Source organism: Asaia platycodi JCM 25414, from assembly GCF_000614545.1.
Lineage (GTDB): Bacteria > Pseudomonadota > Alphaproteobacteria > Acetobacterales > Acetobacteraceae > Asaia > Asaia platycodi.
On sequence record NZ_BAKW01000001.1, the window covers coordinates 427,133 to 452,832 of the forward strand.

20 protein-coding genes and 5 pseudogenes are annotated in these 25,700 nt (G+C 60.3%); 14 read left to right on the forward strand and 11 right to left on the reverse strand.

Features of this window, described 5'->3' with window-relative positions:
- Positions 1-63 precede the first annotated feature (63 nt).
- From JCM25414_RS24220 to JCM25414_RS01880, 3 genes are all read right to left on the reverse strand, one after another.
- Positions 64-228, reverse strand: a complete 165-nt coding sequence (locus JCM25414_RS24220; RefSeq protein WP_242403252.1) for a hypothetical protein — start codon at positions 226-228, stop codon at positions 64-66.
- A 347-nt stretch (positions 229-575) separates the two neighbouring features.
- Complete coding sequence (locus JCM25414_RS16100; RefSeq protein ID WP_242403253.1) at positions 576-1,652, reverse strand: P1 family peptidase; 1,077 nt, start codon at positions 1,650-1,652, stop codon at positions 576-578.
- Positions 1,653-1,857: 205 nt separating this feature from the next.
- Positions 1,858-2,991, reverse strand: a complete 1,134-nt coding sequence (locus JCM25414_RS01880) for a type III PLP-dependent enzyme (RefSeq protein ID WP_025840548.1) — start codon at positions 2,989-2,991, stop codon at positions 1,858-1,860.
- Between the two features lie 432 nt (positions 2,992-3,423).
- Here JCM25414_RS01880 and JCM25414_RS26910 point away from each other — a divergent pair, with 432 nt between their 5' ends.
- Both JCM25414_RS26910 and JCM25414_RS16105 read left to right on the forward strand, forming a co-directional pair.
- Positions 3,424-3,900 carry a YhjD/YihY/BrkB family envelope integrity protein gene (locus tag JCM25414_RS26910; RefSeq protein WP_408734856.1) on the forward strand — a complete coding sequence of 159 codons (477 nt, stop codon included), beginning with the start codon at positions 3,424-3,426 and terminating at the stop codon, positions 3,898-3,900.
- Between the two features lie 50 nt (positions 3,901-3,950).
- Entirely contained in the window at positions 3,951-4,586 is a 636-nt protein-coding gene (locus JCM25414_RS16105; RefSeq protein WP_408734857.1) for a YihY/virulence factor BrkB family protein, read from the forward strand.
- A 119-nt stretch (positions 4,587-4,705) separates the two neighbouring features.
- On the opposite strand, the gene JCM25414_RS16110 is transcribed toward JCM25414_RS16105, so the two are convergent.
- Entirely contained in the window at positions 4,706-5,320 is a 615-nt protein-coding gene (locus JCM25414_RS16110) for a septal ring lytic transglycosylase RlpA family protein (RefSeq protein WP_242403254.1), read from the reverse strand.
- A gap of 354 nt (positions 5,321-5,674) precedes the next feature.
- Here JCM25414_RS16110 and aroQ point away from each other — a divergent pair, with 354 nt between their 5' ends.
- The 4 genes and pseudogenes from aroQ (at position 5,675) to JCM25414_RS01910 (ending at position 8,543) form a co-directional block, all read left to right on the forward strand.
- Complete coding sequence (aroQ, locus tag JCM25414_RS01895) at positions 5,675-6,130, forward strand: type II 3-dehydroquinate dehydratase (RefSeq protein ID WP_023979560.1); 456 nt, start codon at positions 5,675-5,677, stop codon at positions 6,128-6,130.
- Positions 6,127-6,575: pseudogene (locus JCM25414_RS16115) on the forward strand (acetyl-CoA carboxylase biotin carboxyl carrier protein). Before aroQ ends, JCM25414_RS16115 begins: the two are co-directional and overlap by 4 nt.
- A 26-nt stretch (positions 6,576-6,601) precedes the next feature.
- Positions 6,602-7,948 (forward strand): acetyl-CoA carboxylase biotin carboxylase subunit, encoded by a 1,347-nt coding sequence (gene accC, locus JCM25414_RS01905; RefSeq protein ID WP_025840551.1) that lies wholly within the window; start codon positions 6,602-6,604, stop codon positions 7,946-7,948.
- Positions 7,949-7,973: 25 nt separating this feature from the next.
- Entirely contained in the window at positions 7,974-8,543 is a 570-nt protein-coding gene (locus JCM25414_RS01910) for an NIPSNAP family protein (protein ID WP_025840552.1), read from the forward strand.
- A gap of 138 nt (positions 8,544-8,681) precedes the next feature.
- On the opposite strand, the gene JCM25414_RS21225 is transcribed toward JCM25414_RS01910, so the two are convergent.
- Entirely contained in the window at positions 8,682-9,269 is a 588-nt protein-coding gene (locus JCM25414_RS21225) for a S41 family peptidase (RefSeq protein ID WP_148300899.1), read from the reverse strand.
- 9 nt (positions 9,270-9,278) lie between these two features.
- Between JCM25414_RS21225 and JCM25414_RS23250 the strand changes: the two genes are divergently transcribed.
- On the forward strand, positions 9,279-9,449 hold the full coding sequence (locus tag JCM25414_RS23250; RefSeq protein WP_159101692.1) for a hypothetical protein: 171 nt from the start codon (positions 9,279-9,281) through the stop codon (positions 9,447-9,449).
- Here the strand turns inward: JCM25414_RS23250 and JCM25414_RS16120 are convergent.
- The 3 genes and pseudogenes from JCM25414_RS16120 to ccmA all read right to left on the reverse strand — a co-directional run bounded on the left by JCM25414_RS16120 (position 9,425) and on the right by ccmA (position 13,346).
- On the reverse strand, positions 9,425-11,971 hold the full coding sequence (locus JCM25414_RS16120; protein WP_051535624.1) for a S41 family peptidase: 2,547 nt from the start codon (positions 11,969-11,971) through the stop codon (positions 9,425-9,427). The genes JCM25414_RS23250 and JCM25414_RS16120 overlap by 25 nt on opposite strands.
- A 72-nt stretch (positions 11,972-12,043) precedes the next feature.
- On the reverse strand, positions 12,044-12,715 hold the full coding sequence (gene ccmB, locus JCM25414_RS01920; RefSeq protein ID WP_035442397.1) for a heme exporter protein CcmB: 672 nt from the start codon (positions 12,713-12,715) through the stop codon (positions 12,044-12,046).
- Positions 12,706-13,346 (reverse strand): annotated as a pseudogene (gene ccmA, locus JCM25414_RS16125) (heme ABC exporter ATP-binding protein CcmA). The gene ccmB and the pseudogene ccmA overlap by 10 nt, the downstream one beginning before the upstream one ends.
- Before the next feature lie 116 nt (positions 13,347-13,462).
- Between ccmA and acnA the strand changes: the two are divergent.
- The 3 genes and pseudogenes from acnA to JCM25414_RS01940 all read left to right on the forward strand — a co-directional run bounded on the left by acnA (position 13,463) and on the right by JCM25414_RS01940 (position 18,529).
- A pseudogene (acnA, locus tag JCM25414_RS16130) lies at positions 13,463-16,153 on the forward strand (aconitate hydratase AcnA).
- A gap of 70 nt (positions 16,154-16,223) precedes the next feature.
- Positions 16,224-16,916, forward strand: a pseudogene (locus JCM25414_RS16135) (amino acid ABC transporter ATP-binding protein).
- Positions 16,913-18,529 (forward strand): ABC transporter substrate-binding protein/permease, encoded by a 1,617-nt coding sequence (locus JCM25414_RS01940; RefSeq protein ID WP_025840554.1) that lies wholly within the window; start codon positions 16,913-16,915, stop codon positions 18,527-18,529. Before JCM25414_RS16135 ends, JCM25414_RS01940 begins: the two are co-directional and overlap by 4 nt.
- A 479-nt stretch (positions 18,530-19,008) precedes the next feature.
- Here JCM25414_RS01940 and JCM25414_RS01945 read toward each other — a convergent pair whose 3' ends face one another.
- The 3 genes and pseudogenes from JCM25414_RS01945 to JCM25414_RS16145 form a co-directional block, all read right to left on the reverse strand.
- On the reverse strand, positions 19,009-19,719 hold the full coding sequence (locus tag JCM25414_RS01945) for a hypothetical protein (RefSeq protein WP_148300900.1): 711 nt from the start codon (positions 19,717-19,719) through the stop codon (positions 19,009-19,011).
- A gap of 278 nt (positions 19,720-19,997) precedes the next feature.
- Positions 19,998-21,265, reverse strand: a pseudogene (locus JCM25414_RS16140) (AAA family ATPase).
- The gene (locus JCM25414_RS16145; RefSeq protein ID WP_025840556.1) at positions 21,262-21,816 is read right to left on the reverse strand and encodes a hypothetical protein; all 555 of its coding nucleotides are present in this window, start codon (positions 21,814-21,816) and stop codon (positions 21,262-21,264) included. Before JCM25414_RS16145 ends, JCM25414_RS16140 begins: the two are co-directional and overlap by 4 nt.
- 293 nt (positions 21,817-22,109) lie before the next feature.
- On the opposite strand from JCM25414_RS16145, the gene rimP reads away from it, so the two are divergent.
- The 4 genes from rimP to JCM25414_RS24225 form a co-directional block, all read left to right on the forward strand.
- Positions 22,110-22,736 (forward strand): ribosome maturation factor RimP, encoded by a 627-nt coding sequence (rimP, locus tag JCM25414_RS01960; protein WP_025840557.1) that lies wholly within the window; start codon positions 22,110-22,112, stop codon positions 22,734-22,736.
- Between the two features lie 67 nt (positions 22,737-22,803).
- Positions 22,804-24,348, forward strand: a complete 1,545-nt coding sequence (nusA, locus tag JCM25414_RS01965) for a transcription termination factor NusA (RefSeq protein WP_025840558.1) — start codon at positions 22,804-22,806, stop codon at positions 24,346-24,348.
- On the forward strand, positions 24,296-25,030 hold the full coding sequence (locus JCM25414_RS01970) for an RNA-binding protein (RefSeq protein ID WP_081775745.1): 735 nt from the start codon (positions 24,296-24,298) through the stop codon (positions 25,028-25,030). The genes nusA and JCM25414_RS01970 overlap by 53 nt, the downstream gene beginning before the upstream one ends.
- Positions 25,031-25,163: 133 nt before the next feature.
- Positions 25,164-25,700, forward strand: a 537-nt coding sequence (locus JCM25414_RS24225) for a translation initiation factor IF-2 associated domain-containing protein (protein WP_242403255.1), incomplete at its 3' end; no start/stop codon positions are given.

The following is a 25,700-nucleotide window of genomic DNA, read 5'->3' on the forward strand; positions in this document are numbered from 1 at the left end:
TGTCCTGCAACTCGCGCAGATGCACATGGCGGGCGAAAGGCGAGGGCAGGGCATCGAGAAATTTCAGCGCCGCCTCGACCTGCTCATCCAGAGATTGGACGGCATGCGGCAAATGCCCATGCAGCTCGAAGGCATCGCGCTCATCCGGCTGAAGGCCAGACCCTTGTTCAGAAAGGGGTGATCGAGCAGATCCTGCCCCGAAAGGGCAATGGAGAGCGTTTTGGTCATGGGCCTGTCTCCAGACATGAAGCTTGTGGTTTCACGGGAAACCGCTGGCCGGGAAGTGAACCACATGCCTCCCAACGATGCGAGATCCCCTGAACCTAACGTGATCAGCTGCAGGCTCCGTATGCGCGACGTCTGCCGAAGCTTCACGGGGAACACGATGTACGCAGGCCGCCTGCAAAGGTCAGTCAGCGCAAGGCGCTCTGCCAGGACACGATCGCGCCAGATTCAGCATGGCGCGTATCGCCATGGCATGAAGAGAAAAGGCGCAGGACGCAGCGCCGTTGCGTCACCGACGCGTGACTTGCTTGGAGAGCATCAGCCGGGCAGGCTGGACCACAGGGTCGATTTCATGCCGGGGGGCTGTGTCGCGCTATAGACGCCACGCGCCACGCGCGGGCGAGCACATCGGCAGCGATGCTGCCAAGTCGCGCGACAAGCAGGGCACGCCCTTCTTCGGGCACCTTCCTGAGGCCTGTCGTGAGCGCAAAGATCGTGTCGCCGTCGAAGGGCGAATGAACGGGATGAATGGCGCGCGCCAGTCCGTCCTGCGCCATCATGGCAATCCGCTTGAGCTCATCCTGCGTAAGCCTGGCATCGGTCGCGATGCAGGCCAGCGTGGTATTTGCCCGTGGCTGCGGGTCTAGTTTGGTGCCGCTCAAGTCTTCCGGCGCAATTCGCGACGGCGATACGCCAAGACCGCCGAACTCGCTTTCCTGTTCGAAAGGGGCCGCCCAGAAATGTTTTTCATGCGGCAGGGTGACAGAACCCAGACTATTGGTCGCCACGATGGCGCCGATTGTATAGCCGTCACGGCTCACCCAGGAGGCCGTACCGATACCGCCCTTGAGCCGACCGGCCATGGCGCCATACCCCGCGCCGACCGTCCCGAGCGTTACACTACGCCCGGCATGGCGCACGGCTTCCATACCGAGGGCCCGATAAGGGGGTGTCTCGCCCCAGGATTTATCGCCACCATTATCGAGATCATAGAGAATAGCCGCCGGGACGATCGGTGAGACAGGCACGCCCTCAACCCGCTTCATGGCAAAACCGCGCCCTCTGGCGCCGAGCCATGCCGCCACCCCATCGGCGGCGGCCAGCCCGTAGACCGAGCCGCCAGAGAGGGTGAGGGCATCGATTCGATGCACCAGATTCCAGCCATTCAAGGCATCGGTCTCGCGTGTGCCGGGGCCGCCGCCGCGCACGTCAACCGCGCAGGGGGCAGGATTATCGGGCAGAATGACCGTCACGCCGGTGCGTGTTTCTGCACTCTGGGCCTGTCCGACGGTCAGCCCCTCAACATCGGTCAGGCTGTTTGAGGCGCCGACATGACCCTCGCCGTGAGCTGTCGGGGCGGCTCGTGTCGCATCGGAAAGAACGAGACCGGTCACGAGGCTGGAGAGCAGGAAATCACGACGCTTCATGAGACAACCGACAACAACAGGAAGAGGGAGCCCGAAACTAGGGCATCCTTCCCGGTGAGGGAACTCGCGGTTTTCGGGTCTGTAGAGGCCGTTGAATGGCGCGGCCGCGCCGAAAACAGCAAAGGCGCCTCGCGGCGGAATGTTCCGGTCGCGGGCGCTTCGTGTTCCGATCGCAACGCCTCGGGAAGAGGCAGCCCTTTCGGGCTTAGATGTAATGCTCGCTCAGCGGAGCGAAACCATTGAAGCCGGTCGAGCAATAGGTGGTGACATAGGCGCCGGTTGTCAGCAATTCGATGCGGTCGCCTGACGTCAGCGCATGCGGCAACAGCACGCGGTTCTTCTCATACATGATGTCCACGCCATCGCAGCTCGGACCGGCCACGACGGTTTCACCAGTGGGCAGGCCATCATGTGGCGTGCGGAAACGATAGCGGATCGCCTCGCCTTCGGTCTCTGCCAGACCGCCAAAGCGACCGATATCGAGATAGACCCAGCGTGGGTCGCTCTCTTTGCCGCCACGGCGGCTGACGAGTACGACTTCGGTCGAGACAACGCCTGCTTCTGCCACCATGAAGCGGCCCGGCTCGATCAGCATTTGCGGCAGCGCATTGCCGAAATGCTCGGTCATGGCGCGGCCGATGGCGAGACCGAACTGCTCGATCTCGGGAATGTCGTCGCGATAACGTACCGGGAAGCCGCCGCCGAGATTGACCATTTTCAGGTCGATGCCTGCTGCCGACAAATCCGTGAACAGCATGGCGACCTTGGCAATGGCCGCTTCATAAGCGGCCGTGCTGGTCTGCTGGCTGCCGACATGGAAGGAGAGACCATAGGGCTCCAGCCCGAGATCAACGGCCTGAAGCAGGAGGTCTTTCGCGTGGGCAATTGTCGTGCCGAATTTGCGCGAAAGCGGCCAGTCGGCGCCTTCATTCTCAACGGCCAGACGGCAGAACACGCGCGAGCCGGGCGCATGCTCGGCGAGTTTGGCCAGCTCTTCTTCGCTGTCAAAAACGAAGAGATCGACGCCCAGACCGAAGGCTTCACGAATGGAAGAGACCTTCTTGACGGTATTGCCGAACGAGATCTGGCTGGCCTGCGCACCGGCAGCCATGCATTGATGAATTTCGCCGATGGAGGCTGCGTCGAAAGACGAGCCCAAGCGCACCAGACGCTCCAGGATGGGCGCGGCCGGATTGGCTTTCACGGCATAATAGATATGTGCCAGAGGCAGGGCATCACGCAGGGCGTGATAACGCTCTTCGACGTGGTCGACATCAACGACCAGGCAAGGGGTAGCCGGCTGCTGCTCGGCAAGATAGCGGACAATTTTCGGAGTCATGAGTCACTCCTCCCGAAATCCGCCCGAATCTCCACGGGCGGAATTGTTGCGAAACGGTCGAACGGACCGGCGATCAGGACGAGGCTGGTTGCTCAAGAAAGAGCAGGATCAGCCCGATTGCCAGAACGCTTGACGTCGTTGCGTAACCTACAGAGGGCCAGTGGCACGTGCGTTGCTGCGTGGGGCGCATATGGGACCAAACCCCCCCTCATGCAACTAAAAAATGGACCCCAATTCTTTTTTCTGCACTGGACGCATGGTCACGCCGCCGTAACGCGAAACGCGGTGCAACGTTTCCGCCGCCACCGCGTCATGCTGGTATCATGCGCCTTGCGTAACTATAGAGAGGCAGCGACAGATCATGTGTCCCGGGGTGCATCAATGATGCATAGCGGGGGCAGGGATCGAGCCAACCAGAGGAAGGAATACTGCGTGGACGAAACCCCCACCCTACGAAGCCAGATGTCACAGGAAGCGGCAGAATCGGGCGGCGCGGTCGAAGCACGGAAAGTCTCTGGCGACCATGCGGCGCATGGTGAAGCTGCGTCGGGCCTATCGGAAGGGGACACTGTCGAGGCGCTCGGTCGCGAAGCGCCGGGCACAGGGGCGAAAAGTCCTATCCACATGCCGTTTGGTGGCTGGAAGCTCGTTTTGCGCCAGACGCTGAGCAATCTCGGGTCCAGCCAGACGAGTCTCTCGGCGGCAGGCTGCGCATTTTACGCGACGCTCTCTCTCTTTCCGGCTATCACGTCGCTGATCTCGGTCTATGGGCTGGTTTTCGATCTGCAGACCGTTGAACCGCAACTCAACGTGTTGCGCAGTCTGTTACCCCCGACGGCCTTCGAGCTGATCGCCTCGCAGATCCACACCCTGATCGGTCAACCTCATGCCTCTCTGACCATGGGCTGATCTTTTCTATCTCGATTGCGCTCTGGTCGGCTTCTGCCAGCACCAAATCAGTGCTGTCGGCGCTGAACCTTGCCTATGATGTTCTGGAGACACGCGGTTTTTTCCGGTTCCAGTTTCTCGCGCTAGGGGTCACATTCGGGGCGGTAATCGGCGCGTGCCTTACGCTAGCACTGATGGTCGCCTTCCCGGCTCTGGTCGATTACCTGCCCGATCTGCTCAATCGCTTCGGCTTGCGCAATCTCCCACCCGAGATCCTGTATCTCACCGATTATCTGATGAGCTACAGCACCCGTTATATCGTGCATTTCGGCGCCCCTGCCTTGATGCTGCTCTTCGTATTCATCGCGGTCACGCTGCTGTTCCGATACGGCCCCTGCCGCGACAAGCCCGACTGGCGCTGGATCGTGCCGGGTTCGCTCGTTTCGACCCTGCTATGGGTGCTGACATCGCTTGCTTTCTCCTATTACGTCAGTCACTTCGCGAGCTACGGATCCACCTATGGCCCCCTCGGTGCTGTCGCCGCCATCATGATGTGGTTCTTCGTGGGCACCTATGTCGTGCTTTTCGGGGCTGAGCTGAATGCTGGTCTTGAAGACCGTATGAAAGGCTTCAACCCCAAAGTCCCCGGGCTTACCCGCGTTCAGGCAACAGCTGAGCCGTCGGAAGCGGCGGCCTCCGAGGTCTGAGCTGGAGCGGAGCAACGCAACATTGTCTGGAATGGAAAAAGGGCGTGAACCGAGAGGTCCACGCCCTTTTCAATGGCGAAACAAGAGGGGGGCTCTCTTCTGAGAGGCAGCCTCGTTTTTTACTTGTGACGGCGTGAGTGGTGCGCGGCCGGCGCCTTGCTGGCATGAGGGGTTACAACCGGCGTGACGGCATCTAGAGCCTGCTCGTTGGTATCCTCAGCCTCGGCTTCGGCCACTTCGAGCGGCTGATCTTCCGCAATCGTCGTATCCGACGGAATGGGCGCCAGCTTCACATGCGCAGTGCCGCTTCCCAACATGCCGATCTCTGCGGCTGCTGCATGAGACAGATCGATGATGCGGCTGTTGAAGGGACCACGATCATTGACAGTTACGATGACGGACTGGCCCGTATCCTCGTTCTGCACCAGAACCTTCGAGCCCATCGGCAGGGTCGGGTGGGCTGCTGTCAGGGCATGGCTGTCGAGCCTCTCGCCACTGCTGGTGCGATGTCCTACCAGACGCTTGCCGTACCAGCTTGCGACCCCGTGCTCTGACCACGCGAGTACATTATGACTGGCAAGGGCGATGCGATGGGCGCGACGAGCAAGAGCCAGCTTGACGGAAGAAGCCCAAGGAGCGTGTTCCGCAGAGGGGCCTGTAATCGTGGTGACATCGGTCTTGCCAGTCGCATGCGCGCTATGCTTCGGCGCAAAAGCCGTGCAAAGCAGAGCCAAACCTCCGATTCGGGCGCGGAGACGCATTTTTCTGCGTTCCGTGGATCTGAAAGTACGCGTTCTGCTTTTGGAGGATTTCACGACAGCTAACAGCCTTTTGCTCAGTAACTCCGAACGATCGAATGCCCCGACAAGCCGGGACGGCGAGGAGCGACCCTAACACGATCGGCCCGGAACGCGAAATCGTGATGTGTATCCGGGTCTTTTTATGAAACCACACCCGTTAGAAAGAGAGTGCCGTCTGTTTCCTGTCCACCACAAAAACGGAGAAACGCGGCAGGAATGAGGCGTAATCTCGCCCTCTGAAGCGGGAAGGCTTTTACGGCCCAAGCGAAAGTGCTACGGGCTGCACTCATGATTCGCCCGATGATTGCCGTGCTCAACGGCCCCAACCTCAACATGCTCGGTATGCGCCAGCCGGAAATATACGGCCATGCGACCTTGGACGACCTTGAACAGGTCTGCATTCAGGCTGCCGAGCAGCTCGACGTCGCCATCGATTTTCGTCAGACGAACATCGAAGGCGAACTCGTTTCCTGGATTCAGGAGTGTCGAGGGCGGGCGCGTGGTATCGTGATCAACCCGGCGGCTTACGGCCATACGTCCATCGCACTTCTGGACGCGTTGCTCGCGACGGGGCTGCCGACGGTCGAGGTCCATATCTCCAATATCCATCGCCGCGATGCCTTTCGCCATCATACCTATACCTCTCAGGCCGCCATTGGCGTAATCTGCGGGTTTGGCGTGCGTGGCTATGCCATGGCATTGCGTGCACTTTATGACATGATCGAAGACGAGGACGAACGATGAGCCGTATGCTCGTGGACGCAGATGCCATCCGGGCATTGGCTGACATCCTGACCGAAACCGGTCTGACCGAAATCGAGGTTGCCGAAAAGGACAACCGCATCCGCGTGGTGCGTAGTGCTGGCGGCCAGATCGTTCATGCTGCGGCCCCGGCGCCTGCAGTGGCGGCTCCTGTAGCGGCTGCGGCCCCGGCACCTGTCGATGCCGCCAATCATCCGGCGCTGTGAGCAGCCCGATGGTCGGCATCGCCTATCTGACGCCCGATCCGGCCGCACCGCCTTTCGTGCACGAAGGCCAGAGCGTGACCGCCGGTCAGACCATCATGCTGATCGAGGCCATGAAGACCTTCAATCAGATCAAGGCGCCCCGCAGCGGCACGCTGACGCGCTTCCTGGTGGCCAGCGGCGACCCGGTTGAGTTTGGCGAAGCTCTCGCCATCATTGAATAAGCATCATTGACTGAGTCTGGGGCCAGATGTTTTCCAAGATCCTGATCGCCAATCGCGGCGAAATCGCGCTTCGCATCCTGCGCGCCTGCCGTGAACTGGGCATTGCAACGGTTGCCGTGCATTCCACGGCAGATGCCGACGCCATGCATGTCCGACTGGCGGATGAGGCGGTCTGCATCGGGCCGCCATCCTCGCGTGAGTCCTACCTGAACGTTGCGGCTATTCTCTCGGCCGCCACGATCACCGGCGCCGAAGCCATCCATCCAGGTTATGGCTTCCTGTCGGAAAATGCCGATTTCGCTGAAACGGTCGAAGAGCACGGCTTCGTGTTCATCGGGCCGACGGCTCATCACATCCGTACAATGGGCGACAAGATCATGGCCAAGACGACCATGCGTGAGCTTGGCGTGCCGCTTGTGCCGGGTTCCGATGGCGCCTTGCGTGATCTCGCTGCTGCCCGCGAAGTGGCTGCCCAGGTCGGCTATCCTGTCTTGATCAAGGCAGCCGCCGGTGGCGGCGGTCGTGGCATGAAGGTGGCGCAGAGCGAAGCCGAGATCGAAGAAGCCTGGTCGGTGGCGCGCACCGAGGCGCGTGCTGCCTTCGGCAATGACGAGGTGTATCTCGAGAAATATCTCGACAAACCACGTCATATCGAGCTTCAGATCATGGCCGACACGCATGGTAATGTCGTGCATTTCGGTGAGCGCGACTGCTCGCTTCAGCGTCGTCACCAGAAGCTGCTCGAAGAGGCTGGCTCGCCCGTGCTGACCGCAGAAGAGCGTGATGCCATCGGCGAGACGGCGACCGCCGCGCTCAAGAAGATGGGCTATCGCAATGCCGGCACGCTGGAATTCCTGTATCAGGATGGTCAGTTCTGCTTCATTGAGATGAATACGCGCCTTCAGGTCGAGCATCCCGTGACCGAAATGGTCTGCGACGTCGATCTGGTGCGTGAGCAGATCCGCGTGGCTGCTGGGCAGGCTCTCGGCTACGAGCAGTCGGACGTGACCTTCAGCGGTCATGCCATCGAGTGCCGTATCAACGCCGAAGATCCCGAGACCTTCATGCCGAACCCCGGCACGATCAAGGTTTTCCACGCGCCGGGCGGGCTCGGTGTGCGTATCGATAGCGCTATCTATGCCGGTTATCGCGTGCCGCCTTATTACGACAGCATGATTGCCAAGCTGATCGTTCACGCCCCGACGCGCGCCGAAGCCATTGCGCGCATGCAGCGTGCGTTGGATGAATGCGTGGTGGATGGCGTGAAGACGGTCATTCCGCTTCATCGCAAGATTCTGGCCGACCCACAGTTCCAGAAGGGTGACTACACGATTCATTGGCTGGAAAAATTCGTCGACTCGCTTAAGAAATAAGCAAAAATAACAAGGAAAAGTCCCGATGTCGGTCTGTGTTGAAACCTTCGTTCTCACCTGCCGCTCGGGCAGCGTGCCCCATGTCGTAGCGGCGCTTGAAGCGCATCTCGTTGGGCGCGCCGGTTTTCTCGGGTGCTGGACGACCGAACTCGGCAATCTGAACGAAGTGGTCGTGATGTTCAGCCCCACCCCGGCTGATCTGGTCTGGCCCGGTAGTGAAGCCGGTGTGGAACGCATCGATCGTCAGGTCTGGACACTGATTGCCGATACCAAGCCGTCCCCCGGCACTTATGGCGGCGTTTATGAATCACGCATCTACGACATCCTCCCAGGTTGTGAGGCTGACGTTGCCGCGTTGATGGCAGCCGCCGTTCCCGCGCGCGCCGCTATTTCGCCGGCTTATGCCGTGATGATGTCCAATGACGGTCCTGCACGCCTCGCCCATTTCTGGCCATATGGCGATCTTGCCGATCGTGCCGAGAAAAGGAAAGCAGCCGTCGCCTCAGGCGCATGGCCGCCGAAAGGCATTCTCCCTCTGCTCGGAACGATGCGTAACGCAATCCTGACGCCTGTTGCTTATTCGCCGAGTACCTAGGCCCCGTCCGACGGGACTCCTGCCGGTCTCCCGCTAACGGGCCGTTGCTTGCCGGAACCCTATTTGACAAGATGAGAGGGGCAAACGCCTTTCCGGGGCTTGAAGCAGGGCCCCATCGAACCCCGCTTCAAGCGCGCCTCAGTCGGGTCTGGCTTCAGCCTGTCCCGTAAAGGGCTGCGGCACCATCGGGGCGACGGGCTGTTTTTCAAGCAGGGTTTGAAGCGTCTCCAGAGCCTTGTCGAGTTGCTGGTCCTGGCCATTGAAGGTTGCGACCGGCATGTTTTCGACGGTGATGTCGGGCTCGACACCGTGGTTTTCGACCAGCCAATGGCCTTTCATGTCGTAATAGGGACGCTCTGCGGTGCGAGGCAGGCCGTTATCGGCAAGGCGGTCGCCGTCAGACAGCCATACGCCAGCGCCTGCGGTGCGTGCACCGATAAGCGGGCCTATGCCGAGAGATTTCACACCCTGAGAGAAAGTTTCGCCGTCAGAATAGGTGAATTCGTCGCAGAGCACGACGATATGGCCGCGAAATGTCTGCTGCATGTTGCCTTGCGGGGTTCTGCCGTGATCGGACCAGAACATCCAGACCTTTCGGAGCAACTCGGAGAGCACCCAGGAATCAATATTGCCGCCCAGATTGCGGCGTACATCGATCACGAGACCGTCTTTCTCTGTCTGGGTGAAAAAGTCGCGCGTGAAACGTTCCATGTCATCTTTGCCCATGGCGCGCAGATGCACATAGCCGATATGGCCGTGGCTGGCGGTCGCGACATACCGGGCGCGGTCGCCCTCCCAGGCACGCAGGCGAAGCGCCGCGTCCTGTTTGGCGCCGATGGGGGTGACGACGATCTGGAAAACCCGGTCCTTGCGCTTGAGGGTCAGCAGAACCTGCCGGTTGGCTGATTGGCCAGAAGCGCGGAAAGATCGGGCTGATCGGCGAGGTTCTGCCCGTTGAGGGCGGTAATCAGGTCGCCGGGCTTCACGTCGAGATTAGGGGCTGCGAGTGGCGAACGGTCTTCAGGCAGGTTGGGGTCGCCCTCATAGAGTCGATCGATCAGAAACCCGCCGGGCTGGCGTGTGAGATGGGCGCCAAGGCTTGCAATCAGCACGGCATTATCACGCGCGAGCGGCTCCGGCGGGCGGAACTGAGAGTGCAGGGCGTTGAGTTCGCCGATCATCTGACCCAGAAGATCGTCCAGATCCGAACGGTCGCCCAGCCGTGAAAGAAGCGGGCGGTAACGTTCGCGCATGGCTGCCCAGTCAACGCCATGCAGGGCAGGATCGTAGAAATGATCGCGATGCAGACGCCAGGCATCGTTGAACAGACCCTGCCACTCCGCGCCAGGATCGACGCGAAGGCGAAAACCATCGAGCGCAATTGTCGTGTCGGTGCCGTTCACGCCGGAAAGGCTGGCTGCGGCAGGCAAGAGCTGGATCTTGGGGGCGCGCTTTTCGTTGCCCGAAACGAGCATGAGCGTCTTGCCGTCGGGGGTGAGGGCGACGTCGCGCAGACCGGAAGCGAAATCGGTGGGCTTGGCTTCGCCAGAGCCGATCTTTAGCACCTTCAGGACGAGATCGTCGTCCTTACTGGCGGGCTGATCGGATTTGTGGGCAAGGAGATAGAGAAATTCCGGCCCGATCTCTATTTTGCTGAAATCACCCGCTGGGATCGGAAGCTGATACAGGCGGGTGGAGAGGCCCGCAGCGTCCAGTGCCGGACGCTTTTTCGGCGGGGCGGCCGCAGCTTTATCGGCGGGCTGGGCTGGCGCAGGCTGGTCGAGTTCAGTGCGCGGCGCGAAGGGGAAGTGCCCGTCCTTCTGCAAGGCGAGCGCGAAGACGCCGGTGCGCGGCGCGTAGACCGGTGCCGGGTTGCGGTCACCCCAGGGGCCGCCGTTATTGAGGGTGAAGAGGCGATCCGACAAAAACCATAGAAACTTGCCATCCGGGCTGAAACACGGCGCGTAGGATTCGTAATCGGAGGTGGTTGCCCAGATGATCTCGCCCGTATCGAGAGGATAGAGCGCGATCTGCCGCCGTATGGTCTCGCCGCGGGCTCTTGCAAACGCCAGCGCCCGCCCGTCTTTCGACCAGGTAAGGGAGTCGTATTCGCTGCGCCCGTCTAGACGGGCATCGTCAATCATCTTGTCTGTACGGGCCGCCACATCATAGAGAAAGAGCCGCCCGGCGATATCGGTATGGGCGAGGTGGGCGCCATCGGGTGAAATCCACAGACCCATTGGTTCGCTTTTCGAGCCATGGGTGAGTTGCGTGCCCTCGATGCTCCCCGAGTTCGGAAATGCCCAGAGTTCGGACTCGCCGCCCTTGTCACTGAACGCATAGAGCGTTTTGCCATCGGGAGAGAGCGTGGCATGACGCAGCCGCGTTGCGGCGGCGCTGGCCAGGGTGACGCGCCGCAGCGGGCCGGGTGAGGCCAGAGCGACATGGCCGCGCAGGGTCAGGGCAACCTGCTTGCCGTTCGGCGCGAGGCTGACCTCGGTGAGATAGGCGAAGGGATTATCGAGCCAGAGCGGGCGTCTCGCTGCGCGGCCGCTGGCGATGTCGATCGGCACGATCGTGTCGCTGCTGCTTTGCAGATCGAAATGATAGAGATCGGCACCAAGCTGATAAACCACATCATTGCCGCTCAGGCTGGCTTGCCTGACGCTGAAATCGTCATGATGGGTAAGCTGATGGCCGTCACTGCCATCAAGCGCGAAACTCCAGAGATTGTCGCGGCCATTCTTGTCGCTCACGACGATCAGGCGGTCGTTCCAGAGCATGGGGCGGCGTAGATTGGCGTCTTGAGGGCCGATACGCTTCGCTTCGGCGCCGCCCTTGAGGCGATAGCGCCAAAGCTGCGCCATGGCGCCCCCACGATAGAGCCGCAGATGGTCGTGGCTGACAGCGGTGCCGAAGCGGGTAAAATAGAGCCACTGCCCGTCGGCACTCAGCGCCGCGTCATTGGCATCTGCCAGAGGATAAACGCGCCGCGTCCCGCTGACCGGATGAATGGCGACGACGATACGGCTCAGACCCGGGCCTGTAGCAGGAGCCGTGCTGTAGAGAATGCCTGCTTTCTTGTCCCAGCCGATAGGCATCACAGTCTGGTTTTCGAACGTTACGCGTCGGGGCGTCCCTCCCTCGATAGGCATGACATAGATTTCTGTCGGGCCGTCATAATCGGCGAGAAACGCGACCTGTCTGCCATCGGGCGACAGGATAGGGTGAGGATCCGTGCCGATGGGAGCGGTTAACCGGCTTGCGCTCCCGCCTTTCAGCGGCACCTGCCAGAGAGACTGCTCATCATCAAAGACGAGCGTCGTTCCGGCAAGGGCAGGGTCACGCAGATAGCCCGGCGCAGCGTGAGCGAAGAAAGGTGCGAGGCTCAGCAGGGCAACGCTGGCGAGAAGCGGGGAAAAACGCATGAACACCTTCCGGGACGAGTGGGAGCCTCGCTAGAGAACGTGATCGGGCTGAAAATTCAAGTCCTCATCCCCTCATGAACTCGCCGCTTTCAGGCCGCTCCCGGCAGCGAGAGGGCAGAGCACGAGCGCGAGTGCAAGAAACGCACCGAGAAAGTCGAGTTCGGGACCAAAGCTGCGGCCGTTCGTTGCGGCATCGGCAGAAGCCGCGCCGAAGATTAGAACAGGGGTGGCCAGGGGAAGCACGAGCAGAGGCAGCAATACGCCACCGCGGCGGGCGCCGAGCACGAGGGATGCGGCCATGCCCCCCAGAAGCGACAGAAGCGGCGTGCCGAGAGCGAGCCCCGCGAGGAGCGGCGGGATATCGTCCGGCGCGCTGCCGAGCATGAGGCTGAGCGGTATTGCTGCTATCAGCAGCGGTAGCCCTGTGGTCAGCCAATGGGAGATGATCTTGGCCAGAGCGACGAAAGCGGGGGAGAGACCAAGAAGAAGAAGATGGTCGAGCCCGCCATCTTCAAGCTCGGCGCTGAAAAGTCGGTCAAGCGGCAGAAGGCTGGCTAGCAGGGCGCAGACCCAGATGATGCCCGGCGCCATGCGGTGCAGCAAGGCGGGTGAGGGACCGAGCGCGAGGGGGAAAAGACTGCCACACAGCACGAAAAACAGCAGCACGGCCAGGGTATCGGCACCATGGCGCAGCGCGAGGCGTAATTCGCGCCCGATGAGAGCGAGAAAGATACTCAGATCCATGGTGACGCTTCCTGCGGTGTCAGCACGAGGCGGCGCGCCTCTGGCAGAGGGAGCGTGACATGGGTGGTTGCGATAATCATGCCGCCAGCCGTGCGATGGGCCACCATCAGGGCGCCGAGTGTTGCGATGGCCTTGTCATCGAGCCCCAGGCTGGGTTCGTCGAGCAGCCAGAGCGGGGCCTGGCGCAGCAATACGCGCGCGAAGGCACCGCGCCGTTTCTGTCCTGCGGAGAGAAGCCGCGTGGCAGATCGGCCAGTGTCAGCAGGTCGAGAGCCTCGAGAGCCTCGTCGCACTGCCCGCCGCCGATGCCAGCCTCGAGCGCAAGATTTTCGCGCAGGGTCAGGCCCGGCTTGAGCGCATCGAGATGCCCGAGATAGGCAATATCCAGAGCCTGCTCCGGTGTGCCGCCTCTCAGCCCATTGAAGCTGAAGCTGCCCGCCTGCACGGGGCAGAGTCCGGCAAGCACGCGAAGCAGGGTCGATTTGCCCGCGCCGTTCGGCCCGGTCAGCAAAAGTGCCTCCCCCCGGTTCAGTGAGAGGCTGATCTGATCGAGCACGAGCCTGCCGCCGCGTATCACGGTTACGTCATGAACATGCAGCCAAGACGCTGGAGGCGAGGGAAAACCTGACATTGTGCGGAAATAACATCTTCCTGAGAGAGTTTCATTCGACTCTGTGCGAATAAGGGTCGAGACTGTATAGAAGGGCCAGCCCCAAGGGGCCAGATGACAAGGCAGGAGGACAAGCCATGAGAACCGTCGGACGGGATTCCCTGGGCGTGATGCGGGATCTGGAGGTTGATGGCCGAAAGTACCACATATTCTCTCTGCCGGATGCGGCGGCCAAGCTGGGCAATCTGTCCCGCCTGCCTGTCAGCCTCAAGGTTCTGCTCGAAAACGTCCTGCGTTTCGAAGACGGGCTGAGCTACCGCACTGAAGATGCGCAGGCGATCGTCGATTGGACCGCAAAAGGTCATTCCGATCAGGAAGTGCCGTTCAAACCGGCGCGTATCCTCATGCAGGATTTCACGGGCGTTCCCGCCGTGGTCGATCTGGCCGCGATGCGTGATGGCATCATCGCGCTTGATGGTGACCCGGAGAAGGTGAACCCGCTCGTTCCGGTCGATCTTGTGATCGATCACTCGGTCATGGTCGATGTGGCGGGCAGCGCCGACGCGCTCGAACGCAATGTCGAGATCGAGTTCGAGCGCAATGGTGAGCGTTATGCTTTCCTGCGCTGGGGCCAGACTGCGTTCGAAAATTTCCGCGTCGTGCCGCCGGGTGCGGGCATCTGCCATCAGGTGAATCTGGAATATCTGGCGCAGGCCGTCTGGACCGGCATGGTCGATGGCAAGGAATACGCCTATCCGGATACGCTCTATGGCACCGATAGCCACACCACGATGGTGAATGGCATGGGCGTCCTGCTGGGGTGTTGGCGGGATCGAGGCCGAGGCTGCCATGCTCGGCCAGCCCATCGCCATGCTCATCCCTGACGTGATCGGTGTGCGTCTCGACGGCATGCTGCCTGAAGGCGCGACGGCGACCGATCTGGTTCTGACTATCACCGAAATGCTGCGCGCTGAAGGCGTGGTTGGTAAATTTGTCGAGTTCTTTGGCCCGGCTCTCGATCATCTGCCGGTGGCCGACCGTTCGACCATCGCCAATATGGCGCCGGAATACGGCGCTACCTGCGGCTTCTTCCCGGTTGACGCGCTGACGCTGGACTATCTGCACCAGACAGGTCGCGACGAACATCGTATTCACCTGACCGAGGCCTATCTGCGTGCTCAGGGCATGTTCCGTGACGCCGATACCCCCGAGCCCGTTTTTTCGAAGGTGCTCTCGCTCGATCTGTCGACCATCATCCCCTCGCTGGCAGGGCCCAAGCGCCCGCAGGATCGTGTGGCTCTGACCGACGCGACTTCGGCTTTTGAAAAGGCGCTGACAGCCTCGCTCGGCGTGAAGCCCGACGACGTGCGTAAACGCGCCATCGTGGCCGGATCGGATTACGATATCGGTCATGGTGACGTGGTGATTGCGGCCATCACGTCTTGCACCAACACGTCCAATCCGGCTGTTCTCGTCGCGGCCGGTCTGGTGGCGCGCAAGGCACGCGCGCTTGGCCTCAAGCCGAAACCCTGGGTCAAGACCTCGCTCGCGCCGGGCTCTCAGGTCGTGACGGATTATCTCGACAAGGCTGGTCTGAGTGCCGATCTCGACGCGCTCGGCTTCGAGACGGTCGGTTATGGATGCACCACCTGCATCGGCAATTCCGGCCCCATCGCCCAGCCGATCGTGGATGCGATCGAGGGAAATGGTCTGGTGGCGACCTCGGTGCTTTCAGGTAATCGTAATTTCGAAGGGCGTATCTCGCCCAACGTGCGTGCCAATTACCTCGCCAGCCCGCCGCTGGTCGTGGCCTATGCGCTGCTCGGAACGCTGCGCAAGGACATCACGAAGGAGCCTCTCGGCATCTCGAAGGACGGGAAGGAGATCTTCCTGCGCGATATCTGGCCGAGCAATGAAGAGATCGCCACTCTCATCAAATCCTCGGTCACGCGTGAGAGCTTCGTTGAGCGCTATGGCAGCATTTCCAAAGGTACGAAGCAGTGGCAGGCTCTCGCTGTGGCCAGCGACGCCCGTACGTTCGCCTGGTCTGACAGCTCGACCTATATCCAGAAGCCGCCCTATTTCGAAGGGCTGACCAAGGAGCCGGGCGAGACACATGACATCGAGAATGCGCGTATCCTCGCGCTTCTGGGCGATAACATCACCACCGACCATATCTCCCCGGCGGGTGCCATCAAGCCTTCTTCGCCGGCAGGCAAGTTCCTGAGCGAGCATCAGGTCTCCGTTTCGGACTATAATTCCTACGCTCACGCCGCGGGAATGACCGTGTGATGGTGCGCGGAACATTCGCCAATATCCGCATTCGCAACGAGATGCTGCCGGGTGTTGAAGGTGGCATGTCGAAATACCTGCCCGATGGCACGGTGGCCTCGATTTATGATGTGGCGCATCGCTATCAGCAGAACGGCACGCCGCTTGTGGTGTTCGGTGGGCGCGAATACGGTATGGGTTCGTCGCGTGACTGGGCAGCAAAGGGCACGAGGCTTCTGGGCATCAAGGCCGTGATCGCCGAAAGCTTCGAGCGCATCCATCGTTCCAATCTTGTCGGCATGGGCGTTCTGCCTCTGACCTTCCAGGAGGGCACGTCGCGCAAGACGCTTGGGCTCGATGGCTCCGAGACGATTTCGCTGGTTGGTCTCGAAGCAATCACCCCACGCATGACCGTTTTGATGAAGATTATGCGTCAGTCTGGTGAAATCGAGCAGGTCGAGCTTCTTTGCAGAATCGATACGCTTGATGAAGTTGCCTATTACAGGCATGGAGGGATCCTCCCTTATGTCCTGCGTGGGATGACTGACACTGACTGACAACGCCGAGTCCGTTCTCGACGCCAGAAACATCACCAAGAGCTTTGGGCGACATGTCGTGCTTCACGACATGTCGCTTTGCGTTGAGCGAGGGGAGCTGGTCTCGATCATCGGGCCTTCAGGCTGCGGAAAATCGACTTTTCTCCGCTGCCTCAATTTTCTGGAAATTCCCGATTCCGGCCTGCTACGCATCGAAGATGTCGAAATCGATAAACAGACCGGTCACGGCTGGAGTCGTGCGCAGGAGCGGCGCGCCCATGCGCTGCGCGCGCATGTCGGCATGGTCTTTCAGTCCTTCAACCTGTTCGCCCATCGCACCGTTCTGGATAACGTGATGATGGCGCCGCGTGCGGTGAAGGGCCAGCCACTCGGCGAGATCGAGCCCCTGGCGCGTTCGCTTCTTGCCAAGGTCGGGCTGGAGGGCATGGCGGATCGCTATCCCTCGACCTTGTCCGGCGGGCAGCAGCAGCGTGCTGCCATTGCGCGAGCATTGGCGATGAAGCCTGCGTCATGCTCTATGACGAGCCGACTTCGGCGCTCGACCCGGAACTCGCTGAGGAGGTGCTCCAGGTCATGCGCAGGCTCGATGACGAGGGCATGACCCAGATCGTCGTGACCCATGACATGCGCTTTGCCCGGGCCGCATCCGACCGGGTTCTGTATGTCGAGGGCGGCCATATCGTGGAGAGTGGCGACCCGGAAGAACTTTTTTGCAGCTCCTGAAGACCCAAGAACACGCCGCTTTCTGAGGACGTTGCTGTGACTCTCTGCCTCTCCGCAGCGACTGAGGCGCGGTGTCGCCTGTCTGGGGCCGCCCTGTTTCTTCTCGTGGCGCTGTGTCTGGCTGCGTTCTGCCGTCCCGCTTATGCCTCCGACGCCGCGACTCCCGGCGCGGCCACGGCCGCTGTTGCGGGTTCAGACCAGAACAGGGCTCAGCCCGAGCTAAGCTGGGCGTCGGATGGCGAGGCCAATGTGCCTTACGTGTTCCATGATCCTGCGGACCTCAATCATCTTGAGGGGTTCGAATATGACATGGTGCAGGAGATCGCCCGCCGTCTGAACCGTAAGGCCAGATTTGTCCAGAATGACTGGGACGGGCTGATTCCGGGCCTGCAACGCGGCATGTATCAGATGGTGGTCGATGGCATCGAGATGACGCCGGACCATCTTCAGGCGGCGTTGTTCTCACGCCCTTATTACGTGACAGGCGATCGTATCGTCGTGCGTCGCGACCGCATGGATCTGAACAGTTTCGCGGCGTTGCGCGGCCATGTGGTGGGGACGATCAAGGAGACCCTGGCAGAGCGTCTGCTTCAGCGGGAATCAAGCATCACGGTGCGTTCGTATGAGGAGGAGACCTACGCGTTTTCCGATTTGCGCAATGGCAGACTCGACGCGCTCCTGCTCGATGGTCCGATCGCGCTATATTATGCCGGTATCACCGACGATCTGGAGATTGTCGGCCCCCCCGTAGGCCAGACCCGTTACGGCATCGCGTTCAAGCAGGGTAATACGGCCCTGCATGACGAGGTCGATCGCGCGTTGGGCGCGATGATGCAGGACGGTACGTTGCAGATCATTCTGGCGCGCTGGAATCTCTGGACGCCGGAAATGGCCCAGATGACGGGCGATCATGTCGTTCGTGACGTAAAGCCTGTGGAGTGGCTACGATATCGGGATGCGATGCGCGCCCAGACCGGCTGGGTAGGGCAGCTCAAGCGCTATATAGGCTTTCTGCCTGATATCGGCGAAGCGGCGCTATTGACCCTGGTGGTCTCGGCGCTGTCGATGGTCATTGCCGTCAGTCTGGGGCTGACGCTGGCTCTGGGACGCCATTATGGGCCATCCTGGCTGCGCTGGGGTACCGGCCTCTATATCGAGATCGTGCGCGGTACGCCGCTGCTCATCCAGATCTTGTTTATTTTCTATGGCCTGCCGGGAATGGGCATAAAGCTCTCGCCGTTCTTCGCCGGTGTGATTGCGCTTGGTCTCAATTACGCGGCCTACGAAGCCGAGAATTATCGCGCAGGCCTGTCTTCAGTGCCGCGTGGCCAAATGGAAGCCGCCATTGCGCTGAACATGACCCAGCGTCAGGCGCTGCGCCTCGTCATCATTCCACAAGCCTTCCGCACGGTGCTGCCGGTGATGACCAACGATTTCATCGCCCTGCTGAAGGATTCATCGCTCGTCAGCGTGATTACGCTGACCGAGCTGACCAAGACCTATATCCGCCTCTCTTCGACTTATTACGACTATATTGGCACAGGTCTCCTGATCGGTGCTGCCTATCTCCTGCTCGGCCTCCCCTTTGTTCGTTTTGCCCGTCACGTCGAACGAAGACTCGGCCGTAGCCTCATGCGCTCGGGTCATCACTGATCCGTATTGTTACAAAGTGACGGGCTGTCTCTGATGAGGGTGTTTCTACCCGGTAGGCAGAGCACTGGGTCATTTCATGACGCCGCTATGCCCGTCGGCGAGTTTTTTGTATCTGTAATCGCATAGGAATAGCTTGGTACCACAAGAGTGGCGATGGCTGCCTGCGTGATCCTGCTGCGTCGGGGCGGGTAAGCCCCTTGGTATAGCGCGGCGCGGGAGGATGACTTCGAAGGATCATCTGCTTCTTGGAGGGAGCACCGACGATTTCACCGATAACGTTTCTTTCAAGCATGAAAGCTTCAGAATTTCGGCTACAATAACGTCGGGAAAGAAGACGGGTGTTTAAAGTAGGTGGAACGCCGGAATTCTGGCGGGATTTCCAAGTAAATGCCTTGTCCCGCGCGAACCATTAAACATATTCGACAAAAGACACCTATGAGAACGCGCCACGTGCACTATCTCGGTCAATGATCGCTGCCTTATTGTGGCGGCGCTGCTGGATCACGCGAAAGTTCTGTCGGTACAGGCTCGGTCGAGGTGTCATGTGTCATGTAACGACGCAGCAGCGGAATCCATTGCGTAAACCAGCGGTCGGACTTGCGTATGAAACTCTCTGCAGCAGGCACCTGTGCAAGCGCCGCCTTGTCCCAATAGGGCAGGGGAGCAAGAAGCTGAACTGTCCCCGTCTTGGTTGGGGAAAGGAGATAGGTGACCGCTGACGTGCCCTTGCTGGCATCCGTTGCACCGCTGCTCTGAATCCAGTTCGCGACGATGAAGAGCGATGGCATTGGAAAGCCGAGGGCTGAGAGACGTTTGAAAGCGAGCTGAATCAGTTCGTCAGAGGAGATTACTCCGTTGGGCCCCATGACCGCGTTGGCAACAAACGCACATTCATTACGTCCATCTGGCCGATCTGCGAATATCTGCGCGCTGTAATTGCGATCATCATGACAGTGGCTCGTTGCTGCTTGCACAATGTCGATTGGAAGCTGTTCGGTCGCCGTCCGGGCGACGATGACGCCCGTAACGACTCCCCGGTCTGTTCTGACAAGAATATTGATCAGCATCCGTCCGCCGGCACCGTACTGGCCGGTTACGACGGGATGCCAGACACCGGCAGGAAGTGGAAGCGTATGACCACCGAAGGGGATAGAACCGACCATTGCGGTAGTGATGTCCGGCGCGATCAAACGGCTCGTCCCGTCATCGGGCGTATTCTGCTGTCCCTGAGTGTCTTGTGAGGCAGCCTCTTGGTCCGACGAATTTTGTGTACGGGATGGTGCTGTGCCAGCAGGAGGCTGCATGCCAGGTATACGGCTTAGCATGGTGCCTTTGCAAGCATCCAGGGCATAGGGAACAGCAGACCCAACACTGTGAAGACGATCATCACATAAAATGCGAAGCGCCAAAGAGGCGCTCGGCGCCATAAACGAGGAAAAGCTGACACTATTTATCGTCCTGGTGGCGATCAGGGGCTAAGTCGGGCTGTCAGGGATTTGCTGTCATCAGCAATTTCAGCCTTTACGCCGTCTTCTCCCATGACCAGGCGAACGAGTTTGGCGTCGTTCTGGCGGGCGAGAATCAGACTCTCGCTGACCATATCCTCGATCGAGCGCACAAGATCGCGTGCCGAGCGCCGGCGCCCAGTTTTTGCTGGCGTTGCATGAGCTGGAACAGTAGATAGGCATCAATGCCGCCAGCCTCAACATTGAGACCATAGCCCTTGATCATGGCTTCGATTTCCAGTGCGGCCACACGAGCGAGATCCAGATCCCGCAGCTGCCTGAAAACGAAGATACGGTCGAGACGGTTGAGTACTTCAGGTGCAAATCCTGCCTTGCGCAGCGCTTCCGTCGATTCTGCGCGCATGCGGTCAGCATCGTCGTGAAGACGATCGGCAATTTCTGTCAGGGCTTCGGTGGCGATATTCGAGGTGAGCATGAAGATCGCGCGCGTGGTGGAAATCTGCGCACCGGTTGAGGCTTCCGTAACATGGCCATCGTTCCAGGCTGTGAGGAACTTCTTGAACACATCCGGATGGGCTTTTTCGATTTCGTCGAGCAAGACGATGGCGTCAGGTTTTTCCTGCAACCCACCGGTGAGCTTGCCGAAGCTGTCTGAGCCGACATAGCCCTTGGGCGATCCGAACAGCATCGTGGCTGCGTGGGGGCTCGACATCTGGGTCATGTCGAAATGCAGAAGGGGGCGCTCCATCTGGCGGGCGATCTGCTTGGCGAGATAGGTCTTGCCGGTGCCTGGCGGACCCGCAAGCAGAAAAATTCCGACAGGTTTGTTTCGTATCGTCAATGCGAGGCGTCGGCGAAGTTGCTGGGCGATGTCTTCACAGACCTGATCCTGCCCGACAACTTTGGCGCGCAGACCTGCGGCGAGTTCCTCGGCGTTGATCGCGACCTCCTTCTGCTCCTGGGCCAGAAGCTCCTCAAGGGCAACACGGTTTGTCAGGCGGGCAAGAATGTCCATAACGAAGCCTTTGCGACGACGAAGTCCCTTGCGGGCCAGTTTTGCAGAACGAACTTCATAGAGAAGTCCGGAGACAGTGAGGAATGCCGCAAAACCCGCGACCGGAAGATAGGCGTCTCTCGCCCAGGATAGGAAACGAAGCAGCATCCCGCCGGACAGATGAAGCGAGACGGCGGCCTGAATGCTCGCGAGTATCAGGAAGATCACCATCATCACGGGCATGAGACGGTTCAAGGCGGGCAGCAGAGCTTTCATTGTACGATAACGTCCAGAACAATCTGCTGATTGATGTTGGTGAGGCGGGGCAGAATGAGTGGCCCCAGTGTTGTGAGTATGCCTGATTCCAGACCGCCTGCGGCGGGAGAGGTCAAAGGATTGATCGCAATCTCTCCAGCCATGTAGATGGGTACCACGACCGTTTGCAGTTCGGGTTTGAGAAGAAGGTTCTGCGTCATACTGCCGGAGGTGATGGCGACGGACTGTCCCAAAGCGCCAGAGACCTGAGCAATCGGCATACGCACGAGACGCATACGCTTGTTTCTGACTGCCGCGACGATCTCGGTACGCTGCTGTTTGTCGAATCCTGTCTCTGCCAGCGCAGCCTCGGCCCTGTCCGTAGGTATAAGCGCTAGCTGTGCATCGAAATGGGCCGCATCTGAACGGATTTGGGAGGGCGAGGCCGTTTGGATTGTCTGGGCTCCCGCGGCTGAAGACGATGTCCCGGGCGCTGATCTGTGCCACATCGCGCCACCCATGCATGCGGCCATGATAGCTGTTGCCATCACAAGCTTGGGTGTCAGACCCATGCGTTCGTTCCCGGACTGCCGGAGAGGGTTGCCCGACCGGTCGAGGAGCGGCTTGAGTTGAGGCTCGGGAGTGTCATTCATCCCGCCAAGTCTGGCAGGAGACGCAGCGTCTGGGCAAGAGCTGTGTTACATAAGGAGTGTAATCAAAAGTTACGTTTGTTGGTGACGACTTCCAGCTCTGGGTATCTAGGACGCGAGTCTTGCTTCTTTCCACATGTTGGCCTAAACAGTCTCCATTCCTTTCATCTTTCGTCTTATCGGGGGGTGGCCTTGACGGGCCGCCTTTTTTTGTCTTGGCCAATGAAATTCCCAGCCTGAACGGTCTTGAGGCGCGTATCGCGCAGCAGATCGAGCCGACTCTGACCGATCTCGGCTATGAGATCGTGCGTCTGAGCGTCCTGGGGCGTGAGACCCCGACCATCCAGATCATGGCAGATCGCGCCGATGGCTCGCTGATCGGCATCGAAGATTGTGAGCAGATCAGCCATGCCGTTGGCGCTGTGCTCGATGTTGACGATCCGATCCCCGGCGCCTGGACGCTCGAAGTGTCTTCTGCCGGTATCGATCGCCCCTTGACGCGCCTTAAGGACTGGGACCGTTTTGCCGGTCACCTGGTCAAGGCCGAACTCGATCTGCCGCTCAATGGTCGCAAGCGCTTCTCCGGCATCATCACCGGAACGCGTGAGAATGCCGCTGTCATCCGTCTCGATGACGGGGAAGAGGCCGTTCTGCCGATCGACACCATTCGCAAGGCGCGTCTCGTGCTAACCGATGCGCTGATCGAGGCGAGTGCCGCCATGCTGGGCATTGCATCGGAAGACGAAGGGGCAGAAGAAGAAGAGGCTACGCGCCGCAAGACGCCAAAGCTCAATCCTGCCAAGCCGGGCAAGGGATCCAAGCCCGGACGCAAGACACACTGAGTTTTCCGCTTATCCCGTTTTTGCCGTTCTGCGCGGTTTCGCGCTCCGTATTTGAGGATTTCGTCTGATGGACACCTCCGTTACCCGTCCTGAGCTGCTTTTGGTGGCAGACGCCGTTTCGCGTGAAAAGAACATCGATCGTGAAGAAGTGCTGGAGGCGATGGAGCAGGCCATCCAGAAGGCCGGGCGCGCCAAATACGGCCACGAAAAGGATATCCGAGCGACGATCGACCGTCGCTCTGGCGAAGTGCGACTGTCTCGCTGGACCGAAGTGGTCGAGACCGTTGAAAACGAAGACACGCAGATCCCACATGCAATCGCGCTGAAATTCCAGCCTGAGATCAAGATTGGCGAGCATCTGGTCGATCCGCTGCCGCCGATCGATTTCGGGCGTATCGCAGCCCAGACTGCCAAGCAGGTCATCGTGCAGCGCGTGCGCGAATATGAGCGCAAAAAGCAGTATAACGAGTTCAAGGACCGCGTCGGCGAGATCGTCAACGGTACGGTCAAGCGCACCGAATACGGCAATCTCATGGTCGAGATCGGCCATACCGAGGCTCTGCTGCGTCGCGATGAGCTGATCCCCCGCGAGTCGTTCCGTAATTCCGATCGTGTGCGGGCGTATATTTATGACGTGCGCGACGAGACGCGTGGTCCGCAGATCTTCCTGAGCCGTACCCATCCGGCCTTTCTAGCCAAGCTTTTTGCGCAGGAAGTGCCCGAGATCTATGACGGTATCATCGAGATCAAGGCTGTTGCCCGCGACCCTGGCTCACGCGCCAAGATGGCCGTCGTCTCCAAGGATGCATCGATTGACCCGGTGGGCGCCTGCGTCGGTATGCGCGGTTCGCGCGTGCAGGCGGTAGTTGCTGAATTGCAGGGCGAAAAGATCGACATCATTCCTTGGAGCCCGCAGGCGGCGACTTTCGTGGTGAACGCACTGGCCCCCGCCGAAGTGACCAAGGTGGTCATGGATGAGGAAGCCGGTCGCGTCGAAGTGGTGGTACCGAACGAACAGCTCTCGCTGGCGATCGGTCGTCGGGGCCAGAATGTGCGTCTGGCTAGCCAGCTCACGCGTTGGGATATCGATATCCTGACCGAAGCGGAAGAATCGGAGCGTCGACAGGAAGAGTTCCGCAAGCGCACCCAGCTCTTCGTCGATGCGCTGGATGTCGATGATGTGATTGCCGGCCTTCTGGTGACAGAGGGCTTCCACACCATCGAGGAGCTGGCGTATGCCGATCCTGATGAGCTGCACGCGATCGAAGGTTTTGATGAAAGCGTAGCCGAAGAGCTTATGCGCCGTGCCGAAGAATTCCTCGTGCAGAAGGAGCAGGAGCTTGACGACAAGCGTCGTGGACTCGGCGTTGAGGACGCAATTGCCGAACTGGGCGTGTTCACCAACGCCATGCTGGTGACGCTGGGTGAGAAGGGGGTGAAAACCCTCGACGATCTGGCTGATCTTGCCGGTGACGAGCTTGTCGAAATGCTCGGGGATGACAATATAGACGAAGATGCTGCCAATGAGATCATCATGGCAGCGCGTGCTCACTGGTTCGATGGTGAGCCGGAAGTCGAGTCCCCCGAGGAAGGGGAGGCTTCCGACGTCTGAATTTCACGAAACAGAGGCACAGGCCACCCTATCGTCAGACGAGCTCGATCCGATCGAGCTAGATGACGAGAAAGGCCCGCAGCGGCGCTGCATCGTCACTCGAAAGAGTGGAAACCCCGATGTCATGCTGCGTTTTGTCATCTCGCCTGATGGCATGGTGGTCCCCGATCTGGCAGCAAAGCTGCCAGGGCGGGGAATCTGGTTGAGTGCCGGGCGGGATGTGCTAGATACGGCGCGGACGCGCAATCTCTTCTCCAGAGCCGCGCGTCAGCCGGTAAAGGTATCTGAGGATATTGCGCAGGTACTGGTTTCAGGAATAGAAGCGCGGCTGGTGCAGGGGCTTGGCCTCGCGCGTCGGGCCGGTCAGGCTCTCTGTGGGTTTGTTAAGTGTCGCGAATGGATTGCTGGCGGTAAAGCCGGTCTGGTGATCCAGGGATCGGGCGGAAGCCCGGATGAGTTGCGGCGTCTGATATCGGGAAATAATAAACTTCCGGTACTGACGTTACCGGCCCAGATGCTCGCGACGGCATTCGGGCGGGAACATGCGGTCTATGTTGTGATAGCGCCAGGGGCGCTCGCGCAGCGTCTGATGGCTGAGCATGAACGATTTTTGGGGCTGACCGATGGGTTGGTTCCTGAGCCGCCTACTGAGCGGCTCGCACGGGAACAGGCAGGTATATGAGCGAAGGCAACGAACGGAACCAGGGCACTCAGGCTCAGGGCGGCCAGACAGAAGGCCAGAATGTCCAGGATCAGGGCGCCAGGCTCAGGGTGACCAGGGTAAGGGACGTCTGTCCCTGCGTCCGGGCGGGCGCATGGAACTCGGGCGGACGGTAGACGCAGGATCAGTGCGTCAGAGCTTCAGCCATGGCCGCTCGAAAGTGGTCCAGGTGGAAGTGCGCAAGAAGCGCGAGACGAATGAGCGCAAGGATGGTCGTGGGGCAGCGGGTGGCCGTGGTGGCCGCGCCGGTGCCGGTCGCGCCCTGACGCCCGCCGAACTCGCGATTCGCCAGCGCGTGCTTGAAGAGCAGCGCAAGGAAGCCGCTCGCGAAGCGGCGCGTATCGAAGAAGAAAAGATCCGCATTCTTTCCGCCGCTGAAGAAGCGAAGCGTGAAGAAGAGGCGCGTGCCGAGGCCGTGGCGCGTGAGGCCGAGATGGCTCGCGAGGCGGAAGAGCATGAGCGCCAGATGGCCGCTGCTGCCGAAGATCAGGCGAAGCAGGAGGCTCTCGAAGAACAACGCAAGATTCGTGTCGCCGAGCGTGAGCGCGAGGAAGCGGCACGCCGCGCCCCGCTCGAGGCCGCTGAGACGGCCCGTCGCTCTGGCGGTGTGCAGCTCGCTGCGCCGATGGAG

Coding starts and splice junctions, on each gene's coding strand:
- JCM25414_RS23250 (WP_159101692.1), top strand. CDS start 9,279: ATGCACATAGCCGATATGGCCGTGGCTGGCGGTCGCGACATACCGGGC.
- JCM25414_RS16145 (WP_025840556.1), bottom strand. CDS start 21,816: ATGGGTCTGACACCCAAGCTTGTGATGGCAACAGCTATCATGGCCGCA.
- aroQ (WP_023979560.1), top strand. CDS start 5,675: ATGATTCGCCCGATGATTGCCGTGCTCAACGGCCCCAACCTCAACATG.
- JCM25414_RS21225 (WP_148300899.1), bottom strand. CDS start 9,269: ATGGGCAAAGATGACATGGAACGTTTCACGCGCGACTTTTTCACCCAG.
- JCM25414_RS01880 (WP_025840548.1), bottom strand. CDS start 2,991: ATGACTCCGAAAATTGTCCGCTATCTTGCCGAGCAGCAGCCGGCTACC.
- ccmB (WP_035442397.1), bottom strand. CDS start 12,715: ATGGATCTGAGTATCTTTCTCGCTCTCATCGGGCGCGAATTACGCCTC.
- JCM25414_RS24220 (WP_242403252.1), bottom strand. CDS start 228: ATGACCAAAACGCTCTCCATTGCCCTTTCGGGGCAGGATCTGCTCGAT.
- JCM25414_RS16120 (WP_051535624.1), bottom strand. CDS start 11,971: ATGCGTTTTTCCCCGCTTCTCGCCAGCGTTGCCCTGCTGAGCCTCGCA.
- JCM25414_RS16100 (WP_242403253.1), bottom strand. CDS start 1,652: ATGAAGCGTCGTGATTTCCTGCTCTCCAGCCTCGTGACCGGTCTCGTT.
- JCM25414_RS01910 (WP_025840552.1), top strand. CDS start 7,974: ATGTCGGTCTGTGTTGAAACCTTCGTTCTCACCTGCCGCTCGGGCAGC.
- accC (WP_025840551.1), top strand. CDS start 6,602: ATGTTTTCCAAGATCCTGATCGCCAATCGCGGCGAAATCGCGCTTCGC.
- JCM25414_RS01970 (WP_081775745.1), top strand. CDS start 24,296: ATGGTGAGCCGGAAGTCGAGTCCCCCGAGGAAGGGGAGGCTTCCGACG.
- nusA (WP_025840558.1), top strand. CDS start 22,804: ATGGACACCTCCGTTACCCGTCCTGAGCTGCTTTTGGTGGCAGACGCC.